Origin of the sequence: Psychrobacter piscatorii, from assembly GCF_001444505.1 — a bacterium.
Taxonomy (GTDB): domain Bacteria; phylum Pseudomonadota; class Gammaproteobacteria; order Pseudomonadales; family Moraxellaceae; genus Psychrobacter; species Psychrobacter piscatorii_B.
In genome coordinates this window covers 33455-49547 of sequence record NZ_LNDJ01000054.1, presented here as the reverse complement: position 1 = coordinate 49547, position 16093 = coordinate 33455, and the positions used below count along the sequence as shown (strand labels likewise).

The following is a 16093-nucleotide window of genomic DNA, read 5'->3' as shown; positions in this document are numbered from 1 at the left end:
CAGCGTCACTTTGTTTGAGTAGCTTATTTATGTTTGGCATGGTTCCTAAAAAATTATGAGTGCCTTCTTATTTTAATTCCCTTTGCTACTTTTGCAAGAGGTCTATTATATTTATAATAAGCGCTACTCTAGCTCAAGATATAAGGCCATGTAACAGCTAGGGTAGCCTAGGTCTGTTATCATAGACATTTGCATCGCATACATCTATATCAGCATCGTATTTTAATCAATCAGTATAGGACAGTTTATGACCCGTTTTGTCAGTTTTAATATCAATGGTATCCGCGCTCGCCAGCATCAGCTTGAGGCAGTGCGCGAAGTAATCGATCCTGATGTCATGGGTCTACAAGAGACCAAAGTCCATGACGATCAATTTCCACTTGATGACATAAAAGCTCTAGGATATCACGTAGAGTATTTCGGGCAAAAAGGACATTATGGCGTGGCATTACTGTCAAAAGTGGCGCCTATATTTGTACAAAAAGGTTTTCCTAGCGAAGATACCGAAGCACAAAAGCGTTTTATACATGCACGCTATGAGTTTAAAGGGCGCGAAGTGGATGTGCTCAACGGTTATTTTCCGCAAGGAGAGAGCCAAGACCATCCGACCAAATTTCCGATGAAGCGTGCTTATTATGCAGATTTAATGGCTTATATTGATACACTAAAGGCAGAAGGTCGTTCGATCATTGTGATGGGTGATATGAATATTGCGCCAGAAGACATCGATATCGGTATCGGTGAGGTCAATGCTAAGCGCTGGTTAAAAAATAGAAAAACCTCATTTTTGCCAGAGGAACGCGAATGGTACTCAGCATTAATGTCGCGTGAGTTGACCGATACGTACCGTTTGCATTATCCAGAGAGTACCGAATTATACAGCTGGTTTGATTATCGCAGCCGCGGCTTTAATGATGAACCCAAGCGCGGTTTACGTATCGATCATATTTTATGCACCTCTGATCTTGTAGAAGAATGCATTGGTGCTGGCATCAGCTATGAGCTACGCGCTATGGAAAAACCCTCTGACCATGCACCCATTTGGTCGGCATTTGATCTAAGAAAACCGTAATATTCAGATATATAGTCAATCCACTATAAAGGCGTTACGGCGTTAACCTCGCTTGAAGTATGACATATAAATCTGCACTCGGTTGCCTTGTACCACCTTTAAATTGGATCAACTATAGTGTTTATTACATCACCTAAAAACAACGATAAAAATTGAAAAATAAGGATTTTACTATGTCTGTTGGAAACGTAGCAGTACCTGATATTATTTATCCCATTGATGGCATTAAGCTGAGCGCAACTGCCGCGGGCGTACGTTATAAAAATCGTGATGATTTGGTCGTGATTGAAATCGCTGAACAGGCCTCGACCGCAGTTGTCACGACCAAAAACACATTCTGCGCCGCGCCTGTACGTATATTACGTGAGCACTTTACCAAGGCTAGTCCGCGTTATCTGGTAACCAATACAGGTAATGCAAACGCAGGCACGGGCGCTGATGGTAAACGCCGCGCTACTGAAATTTGTATTGCCTTGGCTGAAAAAGCTGGCGTAGAGGCTAATACAGTACTGCCATTTTCTACTGGCGTGATTGGCGAGCCATTAAATAGTGACGCGGTCATTGCAGGTTTAGACGATGCGCTAGCAAACTTAGCCTCTGATAACTGGTTGGCTGCTGCTAATGGTATCCGAACGACAGATACTATCCCTAAGCTTGCAAGCCAAAAAGTCGACGTTGCAGGTACTAGCTATCATATCACTGGCATGTCAAAAGGCTCAGGCATGATACGTCCAAATATGGCGACTATGCTGGGTTATGTCGCAACCGATGCCAATATCGCGGCCGACTTATTGCAAGAGATGCTCAGCGCTATCAATGAGCAGTCGTTTAACCGTATTACCGTTGATGGGGATACATCGACCAATGATTGCTGCGTATTGATTGCGACAGGTGCTGCCAGCTCAGAGGTGATTGATAGTCCAGCGCATCCGCATTATCAGGCCGTTTTTGATGCACTGCGCGAAGTGTTTGTACGTTTGGCACAGCTCATTGTCCGTGACGGTGAAGGGGCGACCAAGTTTATGACGGTTAAAGTGACTGGCGGGCAGACCACGCAAGAGTGCTGCGATGTGGCTTATGCTGTGGCGCATTCACCACTGGTAAAAACGGCATTCTTTGCGAGTGATGCAAACTGGGGGCGCATCTTGGCGGCAGTCGGTTATGCTGGTATTGACGACCTAGACACCGAACAAGTTGATGTGTATTTAGATGAGGTGATGATTTGTCAAAATGGCGGTGTCGCGCCCAGCTATACAGAAGAAGCAGGTAAAAAAGTCATGAGCCGCGCTGAGATTACCATTCACATTGATCTTGCTCGTGGTGATGCTAGCGATACGGTGTATACCTGCGATTTGTCATACGACTATGTCAAAATAAACGCTGACTATCGCAGTTAGAAACGGTCTTAAAAGTTTCAATCTTGACAGATTTTTTAAATCTATTTACAAAAAGCCAGAGTAATGATTGCTCTGGCTTTTTTGTGTCTAATACTAAGCTGTTATCAAATTACTCTGCTATTCAATACGCTTTATTAACATCAGTTGCAAAAGCTGACGTTACTTTACAAAGCAGTCATAGAGAGTAAGGTGAGTTGCGACCTATACTTGCTGGGGTGAACAGATGATATTCACTACAACGCTAGTAAACGCTAGTAAAGCTGGCTAGAGATTTCAATTAGCGTGACTCTAAATATCATCATGGTAGAAAGAAGCTTTGTTGTATGAAGAAATGCAGTAGAGTTTTTAAAATAATAAATTTAGATAGAAAATGAAGAATTATTACCAATTATCTGAGGATTGAATAATGAAAAGATTAGCACTTGCAGCATTGATGACAACTTTTGCTCTTACTGGTTGTTCTACTATGGACATGGACAATGAGCGTACAATGGTTGTAGAAGGACAGCCTATGAACGTCAAAGTGGTAAATATTCCAAGTTTTGAAGTAGAAATCGCACCGCGTAAAGCAGTTTGTGATCTGACTGCAACAGACGGTACGATGGTTGAATCACAGTGCCTACAGTATCGCCAAACTTATCAGAAAAACTACACCACTTTAAGTGGTAACATTCAAGGCTTCACTTATGAGCCAAACTACCGTTATGTATTAGATGTACGCCAAGAAGCAGTCACTGCTGAAGGATCTAATGTGGTCAAACCAGTTTGGATTTTAAACGAAGTCGTTTCAAAAACTGCTGAATAGTACAGCTTGAAAGTATACAACTAATAAAAAGGCCGCTAATATATAGCGGCCTTTTTATTGATACGATATCTGCTGCTATGATGAGATAGCGTGGTTAAAGGTAACATTTATCAATTGCATTAACATTGACTGTAGTTAACACTAACGCCGCGCGTCGCAGTAGGAATTCTATTATCAGCATAGACAGCTAGGCCACCACGAGCGGTCTCTTTATATTTATCAGACATATCAGCACCTGTCTGCTTCATGGTTTCTATAGCCTTATCCAAAGAGACGAAGTGCTGGCCATTTCCTCTACAGGCTAGACGTGCTGCGTTGATAGCTTTGACCGCCCCCATGGCATTGCGCTCGATGCAAGGCACCTGCACCAGTCCACCAATAGGGTCGCAGGTTAGACCTAAATTATGCTCAATACCGATTTCTGCCGCATTTAAACATTTAGCTGGTGTCCCATTCATGATCTCTGCTAATGCAGAACCTGCCATCGCACATGCCGATCCAACCTCGCCTTGGCAGCCGACTTCAGCACCAGAGATGGAAGCGTTTTGCTTGATTAGGCTACCGATAGCGGTGGCGTTCAATAAAAACTTGCGGACACCATCTTGGCTATAGTTAGGTAAAAAATCACGATAGTAGTGCAATACTGCAGGAATAATACCTGCTGCGCCATTGGTGGGTGCGGTCACAACTTTGCCGCCATTGGCGTTTTCTTCATTGACGGCGAGCGCGTACAAGTCTACCCAATCCATGGCGGCTAATTTATCAGTTTTGGTGATAGGTTGGTCTTTTTCCGCAGACAGTTGCCTGTGCAAATCTTGTGCGCGGCGTTTGACATCCAAGCCGCCTGGCAAAATACCGCCATTTTCACAGCCTTGCTTAACGCAATCTTGCATGACCTCCCAAATACTATCTAAGTAGGCAAATACTTCTTCTTTGTCATGGAAGTGGCATTCATTGGCCAGTACTAATTCGCTGATGCTCAAATCATACTGACGACATTGTTCTAGTAGTTCTGCTGCATTATTAAAAGGATAAGGAACGCTATCGATCGTTGGGCTGGCATGATCTTCATCTGGATCGGTGGCATCTTCTTCATTGATGACAAAACCACCACCAATCGAATAGTAGGTCTGCTGATAACGAGTACCGTCAGTCGATATAGCACGAAGCGTCAGTGCGTTAGGGTGATAGGGCAGGACAGTATCGTCGTACCAATAAATATCCTGCTCTGTATCAAATGCAATCGTGTGAATACCTGACACATTTAATGTCTTGCCAGAAAAAATAGGAGAAAGATAGCTGCTGGTCATACGTGTATCGATGGTGCTAGGTGTATGACCAAGTAACCCTAACAATATGGCAGTATCTGTTGCGTGCCCTTTTCCTGTCGCCGCCAAAGAGCCATAAAGCTCGATTTCAATCTTTGCGATAGCCGTCAGTTCCATTTGCTTGGTCAATGAGGCTAAAAATAAATTGGCTGCCACCATTGGTCCCACTGTATGTGAGCTCGATGGACCAATGCCGATTTTAAATAAATCAAAAATACTAATCATAATGAGTTACCGAAAATTCAAAGGCTTGTGCAATTGTGATGATTGCCTTGAGCGCTTTTATTGAAAATATAATAGGCAGTCGTCACTCTCAAGGCCCACTACAGAAGACTTGTGAACGACCGTCTATAAAAATATTGCTATTAAAGAGTACAGATGGTGACTGAATAATCACTTTTATTTGTTTTGAAACTCCGCTATCATGCTCGGAGTCAACGACTATGTAACATCCTGTAAGTCAATATCGCTATTAAATAGGCTGGTTGGTAGAAGAGCAAACGTGCTTTTGATCATACAGTATCTTTGGTTATACATAGTGATCTAATACAACCAGCCAAGAACTGGCTATCATACCAAATAATACTTTTGGTTTGTCATATTACAACATAAATGAATGAATTGGGATGACATATTATCGATAGAAGACGATAGTGCTTATTTATATTGTTTACGACTTCTATCGCGTTCGCTACTATCCTCCCAATTTCGCACCGTTTTTACTTTTTCCATTATTTTAGCCTATTACCTCAGCTCACATAGGACACGCGCGCATGCCATCTCAAAAAGACCCATCATCAGCTTCAGACAACAGCGCTCAAAATCAGTCAGCTCACAATGCATTGGAAGCTGCAGGTATTGATTCAGCAGCCATCAGTTATCCGCACAATCCAGATTTTGAAAATGGTCGCTGGTTTCCGACATGGCGACCTTACAAAGGCGATTTGGATCGTGATCCAGTGGGTATCAATGATTATCTGCCACCGTCAAAGAGTGTATTACTTGGTATACAACATACATTTGCCATGTTTGGTGCGACCGTCCTTGCGCCATTATTGATGGGATTTGACCCTAACTTAGCCATTTTGATGTCTGGTATCTGTACGGTGATGTTCTTTATGATCACTGGTGGGCGTATGCCAAGCTACTTGGGATCAAGCTTTGCTTTTATTGGTCCAGTGATTGCGGTAACTGCGTATGCAGGGGCAGGGTTCAATGCCAATTTGAATGTCGCGCTAGGCGGTATCATGGCCTGCGGTATCATTTATGCGCTGATTGGCCTGCTGGTGATGAAAACAGGCACTGGCTGGATTGAGCGCTTGATGCCGCCTATCGTCACCGGTGCTATTGTCATGATTATTGGTCTTAATTTGGCACCAGTCACTATTCAGGGCGTATCTGCCAATCAGTTTGATGCTTGGATGGCTACGTTGACCGTACTACTCATCAGTGGAGTGGCGGTATTTACCCGTGGCATGTTACGTCGTTTGCTGCTACTCGTGGGTTTGGTATTATCATACATCGCTTATTTTGTGTTGACCAATATCCTAGGTTTTGGGACGGCAATTGATTTTAGCGCAGTCGCTGCGGCTGCATGGTTTGGTCTGCCCAGCATCCATACCCCACGCTTTGAGATGAGCGCTATTATTCTCATTGCGCCTGTCGCCTTTATTTTGGTGGCTGAAAACTTAGGTCACTTTAAGGCAGTGGAAGGTATGACTAAGTCTCGCGTGACCCCTTATATGGGCCGAGCATTTTTTGCCGATGGCTTGGCAACGACTTTCTCAGCAGGATTTGGCGGTACGGGTGTGACTACCTATGCTGAAAATATCGGGGTGATGGCGGTCACCAAAGTATATAGCACAACGATATTTGTCGTCGCAGGTATGGTCGCTATTATATTAGGGTTATCACCAAAATTTGGTGCCATTATCCAAACGATACCAGCGGCTTTATTGGGCGGCGCTTCTATCGTCGTTTTCGGTCTGATCACGATCGCTGGGATAAAAATCTGGATCGACAGCCACATTGATTTTAGTAAAAACAGCAATCTGATCATCGCGGCAGTGACCGTAATCATGGGTACAGGTAACTTTAGCTTGCACTTAGGTGGTTTTGATTTGGGTGGTATCGGCACCGCTACGTTGGCTGCTATCTTGCTAAATGCCTTATTTAACCAAAGAAGTAGCGAGACCAAAACCGTGCCTTCATCGTTGGCCAAATAATCAATCTGTCAGTTGTTTGAGTCTTAAATATTGAGACAAGTTAAAAAGGCTTTATCAGTGTATTTACAGCGTCAACAAAAAGCGCCCATGCTATGAATAGTATGGGCGCTTTTTATTAAATGTCTGCGTGAGAGAATCGTATCAATACTACTTAATTACTTATAGTCTCGCTTATAAAACCGCGAAAAAAACCGATAGCGCCGCAGAGAATGTGGCTTTGGCTTTAAGGAGCCTAAGTAGATTGCAAGCATGGTCAATAACGCGCCGCCCCATTGTAAGCCATTGATAGGTTTGTCCAGCCAGCTATAATCAATGACAAGTGCTGCAATAGGCTCAGTTAATAGTAACAAACCAGTCAAAGCCAGAGACAACTTAGGAATAGAATAAGCAATCAGACCCCATGCCAAACACTGCATCACTGTGCCGTAGATAAGCACCCAACCAATCTCCGACCATGTGTTGGGCAAGATATGACCTGTATCGAATATGAACATAGGCACAATCATCGCTAAGACGCCACCGATACTAATCAGCTGCATCAGCATAAATATCGGTGTCGGTTCGGTATCATGTGTCTTTCGAATAAAAGTCATCGACGCGGCTAGCATTGCTCCTGACACAATACCCGTGACAAATCCCCAAGTGGCCGCTGAATTGTGTGCAAATTCAGGACTGCCTATCATTGCAACGCCCAGCATCGCTAAAAATAAACTGATGATCTGCACGATAGATTGGCGCTCATTGAAATATAAAAAACCAATGGCAGCCAAGAAGAAGATTTGTAAGCTATTGAGCAGGGTCGAAATACCAGGACCCACAGCATAAATACTCTCGTGCCAAAGCGCCAAGTCTAATCCTAAAAATGCACCTGACAATAAACCATAAAAAATAGCACGTTTTGATTGTGGCATCTGTTGGCGCATCACCTTGGCTAAAATCGCAAAGACAACCCCTGAAATGGCCAGTCGCCAAAACGACATCGCCCAGCCACCGATATCGACGTGAGCGACAATCAGACTGCCCAGCCCGAAGATAATACAACCGATAACTAGGCCAATAGGGGCAGCGCGTGAAGAAGCAGTCGCCATAAAACGTCCTTATATTATTATTCTTATGGTCCTAGACCAATGTGAGGGTTAGCCAAAGCCCTATTGTCGTGGTTTTAAGCAAAAAATAAAATGGCAAAACCAAAATTTATTCTGGTTATTAGATAGATCGTTGCTGTAGATAATTTATTAAACCAAATAGTAAGAAAAAGTCTCGTAGGCAGTAGAACCATCTTGTGACCTTACTCACACAATAATGCTTGTACAACAGCGCTTATATAATCGAGTCACATCCTTACAGGAATGATATTGGCTCTGATATTGCAATTTGTTAGTCTAGTACTCATAAAATCACCAGTCATCAACCGCTATATCAAACAATCTATATTATTTGCCTAGGTTTGCTTATGCTCCGACATTTTATGTCAAAAATACAACCAAATGTGACCTCTTGTTTGCCTCTAAAAATATCGCAATTTAGCTTTGCGATAGGTATCGTCTCTAGTGCATTTTTTTTAATGCCTAGCGCACAAGCGGCCAGTTGCAAGCTCCCCAAAAGCTACTATAAAAACGTCTCTTGTACGTCTACTAGCGGCTATTTTTTGGCAATCAAAGATTTTGGTGCGCCAGTCGCTCTGATTGACAGCAAAGGTAAAAGGGTCGTTGATTTATCACGCTATCAGAAAGTCGATGCCGACAAGATATCGGGCGGGCTACTACCTGTATTGCGCAACAGTCGGGTCGGTTATCTCAATATGCAGGGACGCGAAGTCGTGCCTGCAATGTACGATATGCTCACAGGAAATCAAGGGTGGGCGCGTCCAGTATCTGAAGGACGTATCGTCGTAAAAAAAGATGGTAACTACGGTGTTATCAATACCTCCAACAGCACGGTTGTCTCGTTTTCAGCATCGATTGACGAGATCGATGATTATCGTAATGGGAGAGCGCGCGTCCGTAAAAACAGTGCGATAAGTTGGTTAGATAAAAATGGTAATGCAACGCGTGATCCAAATGCTCAGGATAATAGTCAATCGGCTAAAAAATCCACAGCTTCTACTAACAATACGTCATCACAATCAAGACAACCTGCACCTACACGTTTTACGACATTACAATCACGTCAGCAAGATGGAAAATGGGGCTTCGTTGACGACAACGACGTCACGATGATTACCTATTCGTTTGATGAAGTGCGTCCATTCTCTGAAGGATTAGCGGGCGTTCGTATCGGAGAGGAGTGGGGCTTTGTTAATCTGGGCGGTGAGCTAGTGATTCCTTTTCGCTTCACTAGTAATGGGGTATTAACTGATGATAATTATAAGGGTCAACCCTCATTTGCATTTACAGGTGGTAAGGCATGGATCGGCAATTTAAAAAACGGCAATAAAATGTGTATCAATAAAGAAGGCACAGGTGTCAGCTGCGATTAGCGTTATATCCATAATCTATAATTGGTATACAACGAAAAAGAGTGTAAACCCTATTCGTTATCGATAGGGTATACACTCTTTTTTATGGCTAGTGTTACTATAGGCGAATAGCTATTTTTCTAACAAATGATTGCTAATCAAATCGACCATATAAGGCTGATAATACTCTGGAATATCATGCGCCATACCTTCGATTAAATGAAACTTGGCATTAGGAATGGTTTTTGCCACCACTCGACCTTGTGACGCCGGTAGCAGTCCGTCAGCGCTACCATGTAAGACAATCGTTGGTGCTTTGACTTGTTTACTAAAGCGGCTGATAGAGCCTGATGCCAAGATAGCATTGAGCTGCTGCACCGTACCTAGAGGGTGAAAATTGCGTTGATAGCGAATTTTGGCAATTTCACGCACCATGCGCACATTGACGTGACCTGGTGTGCCAACCGTTTTCATAAACCAGACACTATGGCGTACGATATCACGCTCAGAGTGGCTCTCTGGACGATTGATAAGGGTGTATAGCTGCTTAGGTCTTGGCGGTTTTAAAAATGCTCGATTGGTCGTGGTAAACATAAGCGCCATACGCTGCACCAAGCTTGGATAACGTGCCGCCACAATTTGAGCAATCATCCCGCCCATAGAGGCACCAAGCAGATGTGTTTTGCCAAGCTTTAGCGCCTTGATCAAACGGGCAGTGTCTTCTGCCATGTCAGTCAAGTTATAAGCCACCTGAGTGCTTTTGTTCGATAGCCCCGTTTGTAGGCGTACCATCATTTTGAGCTGGTTGATACGCGGTAGGCCCTCGATCTGTACTTTAGAAGACAGGCCAATATCACGATTGTCAAAACGGATCACAAAAAAACCAGCATCAATAAAGCGCTTAATAAAATTGTCTGGCCAAAATATCATTTGCGAACCCAGTCCCATGATCATCAGTAGGGGCGGATTATTAGGGTTGCCACCCGCTTCGACACACAACTCTATACCATCACCAATATCAATCATCGCTTGATGAAGGTGTTGGCTAAGATCGGAGTCGCGCCACTGATGCTCCCCAAACCGTCGCCATTCAGGAGTAGGGTAAAAGTCTAGAATATTGTCTAAACTGGTATCTGACGTTTCCGGCAATTTGGCACTATTAATGTCATTTGATGTTGTCATGAAGTGTCCTAATTAGAGGGTCATCTACTACAGCTCAAGCATCTCAAAATCAAGCTTGCCGACACCGCACTCAGGGCAGGTCCAGTCATCAGGGATGTCTTCCCATTTGGTGCCAGGGGCAATACCTTCTTCAGGGCAGCCAAGCGCTTCGTCATAGATCCAGCCGCAGACAATACATTCATAACGTTTCATAAATAGTCCTATCGATCATTACCAGTGTCACAGTGCGTCATAAACGCTTATATTTCGTATTACAGTCATTATATTAGACGGTAAAAGCGCACGTAGTTTAGCATATAACCGTTATTTTCATAGTTAAGTTTACACTTGTATATTGAGATGAAATTGGCTTTTATCAAGTCCATCATCTGAACCATCGTACCGAAGCGAAGTACGATCTTGGGCTATAAGCCGCCACAAAAAAGCCAATCATGCTATAATAACGGCCGCTAAATTGACACTGTCAGCCATAATTGCCTGCTGATCTATCAGTGTCTAACTATTGTCCAAGCCATATAACATATACAAGCTAAGGGTTTTCATGAGTATTAACGCCGCCACATCTGCCACTATCAAAAATGAGACGACTCCAATGCTCAATACTGTCCATCCGTTTTGGCAGATTATTCGCACAGTACCAGACTTTCCAAAAGCTGGCATTGATTTTTATGATATTACCCCGTTACTGCGCAGTCATATTGATGCTGTCATTGATGCGCTGCTTGCCGCGTTGCCAGAGGGACTGATGGATGAGGTGGATTGCTTAGGGGCTGTTGAGGCGCGCGGGTTTGTATTTGCCAGTATGCTGGCAGGAAGATTGGGTAAGGGTATGATATTGCTCCGCAAACCAGGTAAACTGCCGCCACCTGTCGCTAATAAGGCCTATGCGCTTGAGTATGGCAAAGACACGCTTGAGATGCAAAACAACTTGCCACCTGAACGCGTACTACTGGTCGATGATATCTTGGCGACTGGAGGCACATTGACGACCGCTTATGAGTTATGCCAGTCAGCCGATCATACTGTGGTCGGCGCATTAGTTTTATTAGATTTGGTTGAGCTACATGGCGAGTTCCCAGTACCTGTCTATACGGTATTAAAGGCGTAAGTTTGATTGTTCAAGAGAGTTTATAGAGTATAAAAAAGCGCCCTGAAAATCATCAGGGCGCTTTTTTTGTGGTGAGTCTAATGATATTACGATTTGTTTTGCTCATAGCTTTTACAGGCGTACTCGATCAGCGTGCGACCAACCGTCTTTGGTGTGGTGATCTTAAAGTCTTTGGTGGTCAGTATAGGCTTTTCTGATTGCCACGACTTAATGACTTTATTATCAGCGCTATAATCGACGTAAGCTCTTTTATAGTAACTGAAATCTTTACAAGAAATCAGTAATTGCTGATCGCTATGATGGATGGGTTTTTCTTTCACTGTGCTCTTATCTTTTTGCGTAGGATAGGTTCTTAGCAAAGAGACAGTGATATTTTCGACGTCTTTTTCGTCTATGATGCTGATGTCAGAGTGTTCAATAGAGTCTACATCTAAGCTAAACGTCGATCCAAAGTCGCTCTCGGTCACCTCGACCCAATTGACCGCATGGGCGTTGGTCACTAAAACACTGCCTGCCAATAACATTGATAGCCGTTTCATACTTAAGCCTTGCTTCTTGTTATCTGAAGTCGCTCATGATAGCCAACTTACTGTGGGCAGGCAAATATCTTTTGTGCCAGACGAGTGCTTATCGTGCCTCGTTTATTGCCCGCGGATGGCCGCTAGCGTCTTCGCCAGCTCATCACGTGCCCCAATAAAACCATCAATACCTTTTGGTAATAGGTCTTGTGTGACTGTGTCTTGCTGATAGGCCGCGCTGAACTCTTCATGCGTCAAGCTCACTTGGCTCATCGCTTGCATATCCATGGCTATGCTCGGCGATAACTGACGAGGCACATCAATATCCATGGCTGCCAGCTCATCGATTAGGTTGGGTGCAATGGTCAACAAATCGCAACCTGCGAGTGCCAATATCTGCTCAGTTGAGCGGAAACTCGCCCCCATGACTTGCGTATGATAGCCATGCTGCTTGTAGTATTGGTAAATAAGTTTGACAGATTGTACGCCCATATCCTCAGAAGCCGGTACATTTTGGCGGTTTTGCTGGCGTTTTTGCCAATCTAAAATACGCCCTACAAAAGGAGAGATGAGCGTCACGCCCGCATCTGCGCAGGCGATTGCTTGATGCTGACCAAATAATAGAGTCAAGTTACAGTGGATGCCTTGGGTTTCAAGATAACGTGCCGCTTCAATTCCCTGCCAAGTTGCTGCCATTTTGATCAATACTCGCTCTGAGTCGATGCCAGCTTTTTGATAAGCGTCCATAAACTCAAGGGCCTTATCGATCGTCGCCCCAGTATCATAAGACAAACGCGCATCGACTTCGGTAGAAACGCGCCCTTCAATAAGCGCCAAAATATCACAACCAACTTGAATGGTCAGGGCGTCAATCACTGCATCTACATCGCCATTATGGCGGCTCATTGTTTCTGATAGCATACCTTGGTTATCAGGATGAATGAGGGCTTTGGTGATGAGGCTTGGATTGGTGGTCGCATCGATAGGTTTTAGTCGGGCAATAGCAGCAAGGTCGCCAGTATCAGCGACAATGGTCGTCATAGTACGTAATTGTTGTAATGCGCTCATCAGATATCCTTTTTCTTATTAATGATTTGGTGCTCCTCTTATATATCGCAGGGTAGGGAGCTGAATGGAAACTGTAACACAGTTTTCTACGTGTGTTTGCTCATAGTTGTGCTATGCGCCACTGTCATATCACTTAACTGTGATAATATTAATAATAATTTGCTGACTTATCACTATTTACGAATGGGCACTGACTCGAGTTTTTGCTATAGTAGAGCCGGTCATCCGTTGGTCTTATGTACTTGGCGACCAATATAGCAGTAATACCAGAGAACGCCAATGACGCGCGATGTTTCTGATAGACTGTTTTTGGATGATGGTCAAAATAGTTTTGGTCATTGACCGCTATTTACCAATGACTTCATAATGACACTCTCAAGCACTATCGGTATGTAGAGATAATCGAAGCATTTAAAAAACATAGTAAAATTTAGCAGATATTCATATCTAAATATTAGTAATACCTAACAGTGATAAAATCTAAAAAGGATGGGCGGTAATGAGCGAGCAGTCACCAGAACAAACCATGGACAATCTAAATCAAACCGCCGCAGGCGCTAGCGACACCGCAACTGAAAAAGAGTTTTTAGACAATATTCGCCAAAACATTGATGCGGTCGACTGCGAAATCCAAACACTCATCAATAACCGTGCCAAGCTGGCGCAACAAGTGGCAGCAGTAAAGAAAAACCACACGGCCGCTGATGACAATACCAATCCTATCTTTTATCGTCCTGAGCGTGAAGCACAGGTGTTAAAAGCGGTTATGGAGCGTAATACGGGTCCAATCGCTGACGAAAAGATGGCGCGTTTGTTCCGTGAAATCATGTCGGTATGCCTAGACTTAGAAGCGCCGCAGCGTATTGCTTTCTTAGGACCAGTTGGCACCTTTACCCATGCCGCTGCATTAAAGCATTTTGGTAAAGCTGCTGATACCGTGCCAATGACGACCATTACCGATGTATTCCGTGAGGTTGAAGCGGGCACGGCGATGTATGGCGTTGTCCCTGTCGAAAACTCTTCAGAAGGGGTTGTCAATCATACTTTGGACGGATTTTTATCTTCTACGCTAAAAATTATTGGTGAAGTTGAGCTACCGATTCACCAAAACTTCTTAGTCGCTGAGCATACTAAGCTTGATGGTTTAAGCCGTATTTATTCGCACCAACAGTCATTGGCGCAGTGTCGTCATTGGCTAGATGTGAATTTTCCTAATGTGGAGCGCGTTGCGGTATCAAGCAATGGTGAAGCGGCACGTCGCCTCAAAAACGAATGGCATTCAGCAGCAATCGCTGGCGACGTTGCGGTTGCAGAGTACGGCTTGCATAAGCTTTACTCAAACATTGAAGACAATCCAAGCAATACCACTCGTTTCCTTATCATCGGACATGAGGCCATTGCGCCTTCTGGTCAAGACAAAACCTCCATCGTGGTCTCAGCCCATGACAGAGCTGGTGCATTGATCGAAATCTTGAAACCTTTGTCATATCATGGCGTCTCGATGACCAGTATCGAGACACGTCCTGAGCGTCCTAATAAGTGGGCATATGTGTTCTTTATTGATATGAACGGTCATATCAATGATCCAAATGTTAGCGCCGCTATCAACGATATTCGCCCATTGGTAAAAGATCTGCGCATCTTAGGCTCATATCCAAAAGCAGTATTGTAGAAATATATTGGCTCATCTATTAGCTTGTTTATCTATCGAGATTGACACCTAATAGATGGGCGATCGCATTTAGTGATAACCTCCAAGGATAAACCATGCAGCCTGATCAATTGACAGCATCAAACCTATCGCCATTAACGCCAGCTTATGACAGTATTCTGGCGTTGGTACCTTATCAGACAGGTAAACCAATTGAAGAGCTGACGCGCGAATATGGTGTCTCAGATGTGGTGAAGCTGGCTAGCAATGAGAACCCGATGGGGTGCTCACCGCGAGTGACACTAGCCATCACTGAGCAACTGGGTCAATTATCACGTTATCCTGATGGCAATGGCTATTATCTGAAGCAAGCGTTAGCTGACTTTAATGATGTCAAGGTCGAGCAGATTACGCTTGGCAATGGCTCTGATGATTTGCTCGATATTTTGGCACGTAGTTTTGTGGGTGCTGATGATGCTATCGTCTATAGTCAGTATGCATTTGTGGTCTACTCTATGCTGGCAAAGATGCAAGGCGCGATGGATGTTGAGGTGCCTGCTCATCGGTTTGGTCATGACCTAAAAGCCATGAGCCAAGCGGTACAAGATAATCCCAATACCAAAATCGTCTTTATTGCCAATCCGAACAATCCAACGGGTACGCAGTTAGAGCAAAAAGAGCTGCGCCAGTTCGTTGCCAGTGTGCCAAGCTCAGTCTTGGTTGTATTGGATGAAGCTTATATCGAGTATAGCCCTGAGAGTAACAACCGCGCATTGTTAGATGAGTTTGATAATGTCATCATTGTGCGTACGTTTTCTAAAGCTTATGGGCTGGCAGGTTTACGTGTGGGCTATGCCTTAAGCTCAGTAGCTGTTGCAGAGTTATTGAACCGAATTCGTCAGCCATTCAATGTCAGCCGTGTAGGCCTAGCTGCTGCCGCTGCAGCACTTGCTGATCAAGATTTTATCGAAAAAACGCGCCAGATGAATGATGAGCAAATGCGTTGGTTAGAAAAGCAGTTTGATACATTGGGGTTGGGTTTTGTGAAGTCGCATGCCAATTTCATTATGGTTGAAGTGCAGGTTGAGATGGAAGATATAACTGCCGCTTCAATCCATCAAGCACTCCTTGAGCAAGGCGTTATTGTTCGGCCATTGGGCGCTTATGGGTTGCCAAACTGGTTACGCATTACGGTAGGTGTGGCTGAGGACAATTTACGTTTGATTGATACTTTGCGTTCTATTCTCAGTGAAGACTAGAGCATGTCCCCAATTCAAACGT

At 44.0% G+C, this 16093-nt stretch carries 14 protein-coding genes; 8 read left to right on the top strand and 6 right to left on the bottom strand.

Going from position 1 to position 16093, the window contains the following annotated elements; all coding sequences use genetic code 11:
- Window positions 1–247 precede the first annotated feature (247 nt).
- The 3 genes from xthA (at window position 248) to AS194_RS04575 (ending at window position 3274) form a co-directional block, all read left to right on the top strand.
- Window positions 248–1072, top strand: a complete 825-nt coding sequence (xthA, locus tag AS194_RS04585) for an exodeoxyribonuclease III (RefSeq protein WP_058024292.1) — start codon at window positions 248–250, stop codon at window positions 1070–1072.
- 173 nt (window positions 1073–1245) lie between these two features.
- Window positions 1246–2469, top strand: a complete 1224-nt coding sequence (gene argJ / locus AS194_RS04580; RefSeq protein WP_058024291.1) for a bifunctional glutamate N-acetyltransferase/amino-acid acetyltransferase ArgJ — start codon at window positions 1246–1248, stop codon at window positions 2467–2469.
- 406 nt (window positions 2470–2875) lie between these two features.
- Window positions 2876–3274: a DUF4377 domain-containing protein gene (locus AS194_RS04575; RefSeq protein WP_058024290.1), complete on the top strand. Its 399-nt coding sequence runs from the start codon at window positions 2876–2878 to the stop codon at window positions 3272–3274.
- Window positions 3275–3393: 119 nt separating this feature from the next.
- Here the strand turns inward: AS194_RS04575 and AS194_RS04570 are convergent, their stop codons facing one another.
- Window positions 3394–4827, bottom strand: coding sequence for an L-serine ammonia-lyase (locus AS194_RS04570; protein ID WP_058024289.1), 1434 nt, complete (start codon window positions 4825–4827; stop codon window positions 3394–3396).
- Window positions 4828–5375: 548 nt separating this feature from the next.
- Here AS194_RS04570 and AS194_RS04565 point away from each other — a divergent pair.
- Window positions 5376–6827: a solute carrier family 23 protein gene (locus tag AS194_RS04565; protein WP_058024288.1), complete on the top strand. Its 1452-nt coding sequence runs from the start codon at window positions 5376–5378 to the stop codon at window positions 6825–6827.
- Window positions 6828–6982: 155 nt separating this feature from the next.
- Here the strand turns inward: AS194_RS04565 and AS194_RS04560 are convergent, their stop codons facing one another.
- Window positions 6983–7915: a DMT family transporter gene (locus AS194_RS04560; protein ID WP_058024287.1), complete on the bottom strand. Its 933-nt coding sequence runs from the start codon at window positions 7913–7915 to the stop codon at window positions 6983–6985.
- Between the two features lie 380 nt (window positions 7916–8295).
- Between AS194_RS04560 and AS194_RS04555 the strand changes: the two genes are divergently transcribed.
- The gene (locus AS194_RS04555; RefSeq protein WP_227511576.1) at window positions 8296–9306 is read left to right on the top strand and encodes a WG repeat-containing protein; all 1011 of its coding nucleotides are present in this window, start codon (window positions 8296–8298) and stop codon (window positions 9304–9306) included.
- A 111-nt stretch (window positions 9307–9417) separates the two neighbouring features.
- Here the strand turns inward: AS194_RS04555 and AS194_RS04550 are convergent, their stop codons facing one another.
- Window positions 9418–10467 carry an alpha/beta fold hydrolase gene (locus tag AS194_RS04550; RefSeq protein WP_058024285.1) on the bottom strand — a complete coding sequence of 350 codons (1050 nt, stop codon included), beginning with the start codon at window positions 10465–10467 and terminating at the stop codon, window positions 9418–9420.
- Between the two features lie 27 nt (window positions 10468–10494).
- A complete protein-coding gene (locus AS194_RS04545; protein ID WP_057759803.1) occupies window positions 10495–10659 on the bottom strand; it encodes a rubredoxin in 165 nt (54 codons plus the stop codon).
- Window positions 10660–11008: 349 nt separating this feature from the next.
- Between AS194_RS04545 and AS194_RS04540 the strand changes: the two genes are divergently transcribed.
- The gene (locus tag AS194_RS04540) at window positions 11009–11575 is read left to right on the top strand and encodes an adenine phosphoribosyltransferase (RefSeq protein WP_083499595.1); all 567 of its coding nucleotides are present in this window, start codon (window positions 11009–11011) and stop codon (window positions 11573–11575) included.
- 86 nt (window positions 11576–11661) lie between these two features.
- On the opposite strand, the gene AS194_RS04535 is transcribed toward AS194_RS04540, so the two are convergent.
- Together AS194_RS04535 and AS194_RS04530 are read right to left on the bottom strand one after the other, a co-directional pair.
- On the bottom strand, window positions 11662–12114 hold the full coding sequence (locus AS194_RS04535) for a hypothetical protein (protein ID WP_058024284.1): 453 nt from the start codon (window positions 12112–12114) through the stop codon (window positions 11662–11664).
- 102 nt (window positions 12115–12216) lie between these two features.
- Window positions 12217–13161 (bottom strand): transaldolase, encoded by a 945-nt coding sequence (locus AS194_RS04530; RefSeq protein WP_058024283.1) that lies wholly within the window; start codon window positions 13159–13161, stop codon window positions 12217–12219.
- Between the two features lie 499 nt (window positions 13162–13660).
- Here AS194_RS04530 and pheA point away from each other — a divergent pair, with 499 nt between their 5' ends.
- Together pheA and hisC are read left to right on the top strand one after the other, a co-directional pair.
- Window positions 13661–14833: a prephenate dehydratase gene (gene pheA / locus AS194_RS04525; protein WP_058024282.1), complete on the top strand. Its 1173-nt coding sequence runs from the start codon at window positions 13661–13663 to the stop codon at window positions 14831–14833.
- A 95-nt stretch (window positions 14834–14928) separates the two neighbouring features.
- Entirely contained in the window at window positions 14929–16071 is a 1143-nt protein-coding gene (hisC, locus tag AS194_RS04520; protein ID WP_058024281.1) for a histidinol-phosphate transaminase, read from the top strand.
- Window positions 16072–16093 lie beyond the last annotated feature (22 nt).

Excerpts from the sequence above, each read along its gene's own strand:
- AS194_RS04570 (WP_058024289.1), bottom strand. The coding sequence starts at position 4,827 with ATGATTAGTATTTTTGATTTATTTAAAATCGGCATTGGTCCATCGAGC.
- AS194_RS04555 (WP_227511576.1), top strand. The coding sequence starts at position 8,296 with ATGTCAAAAATACAACCAAATGTGACCTCTTGTTTGCCTCTAAAAATA.
- AS194_RS04540 (WP_083499595.1), top strand. The coding sequence starts at position 11,009 with ATGAGTATTAACGCCGCCACATCTGCCACTATCAAAAATGAGACGACT.
- hisC (WP_058024281.1), top strand. The coding sequence starts at position 14,929 with ATGCAGCCTGATCAATTGACAGCATCAAACCTATCGCCATTAACGCCA.
- xthA (WP_058024292.1), top strand. The coding sequence starts at position 248 with ATGACCCGTTTTGTCAGTTTTAATATCAATGGTATCCGCGCTCGCCAG.
- AS194_RS04565 (WP_058024288.1), top strand. The coding sequence starts at position 5,376 with ATGCCATCTCAAAAAGACCCATCATCAGCTTCAGACAACAGCGCTCAA.
- AS194_RS04560 (WP_058024287.1), bottom strand. The coding sequence starts at position 7,915 with ATGGCGACTGCTTCTTCACGCGCTGCCCCTATTGGCCTAGTTATCGGT.
- AS194_RS04535 (WP_058024284.1), bottom strand. The coding sequence starts at position 12,114 with ATGAAACGGCTATCAATGTTATTGGCAGGCAGTGTTTTAGTGACCAAC.
- pheA (WP_058024282.1), top strand. The coding sequence starts at position 13,661 with ATGAGCGAGCAGTCACCAGAACAAACCATGGACAATCTAAATCAAACC.
- AS194_RS04545 (WP_057759803.1), bottom strand. The coding sequence starts at position 10,659 with ATGAAACGTTATGAATGTATTGTCTGCGGCTGGATCTATGACGAAGCG.
- argJ (WP_058024291.1), top strand. The coding sequence starts at position 1,246 with ATGTCTGTTGGAAACGTAGCAGTACCTGATATTATTTATCCCATTGAT.
- AS194_RS04550 (WP_058024285.1), bottom strand. The coding sequence starts at position 10,467 with ATGACAACATCAAATGACATTAATAGTGCCAAATTGCCGGAAACGTCA.
- AS194_RS04530 (WP_058024283.1), bottom strand. The coding sequence starts at position 13,161 with ATGAGCGCATTACAACAATTACGTACTATGACGACCATTGTCGCTGAT.
- AS194_RS04575 (WP_058024290.1), top strand. The coding sequence starts at position 2,876 with ATGAAAAGATTAGCACTTGCAGCATTGATGACAACTTTTGCTCTTACT.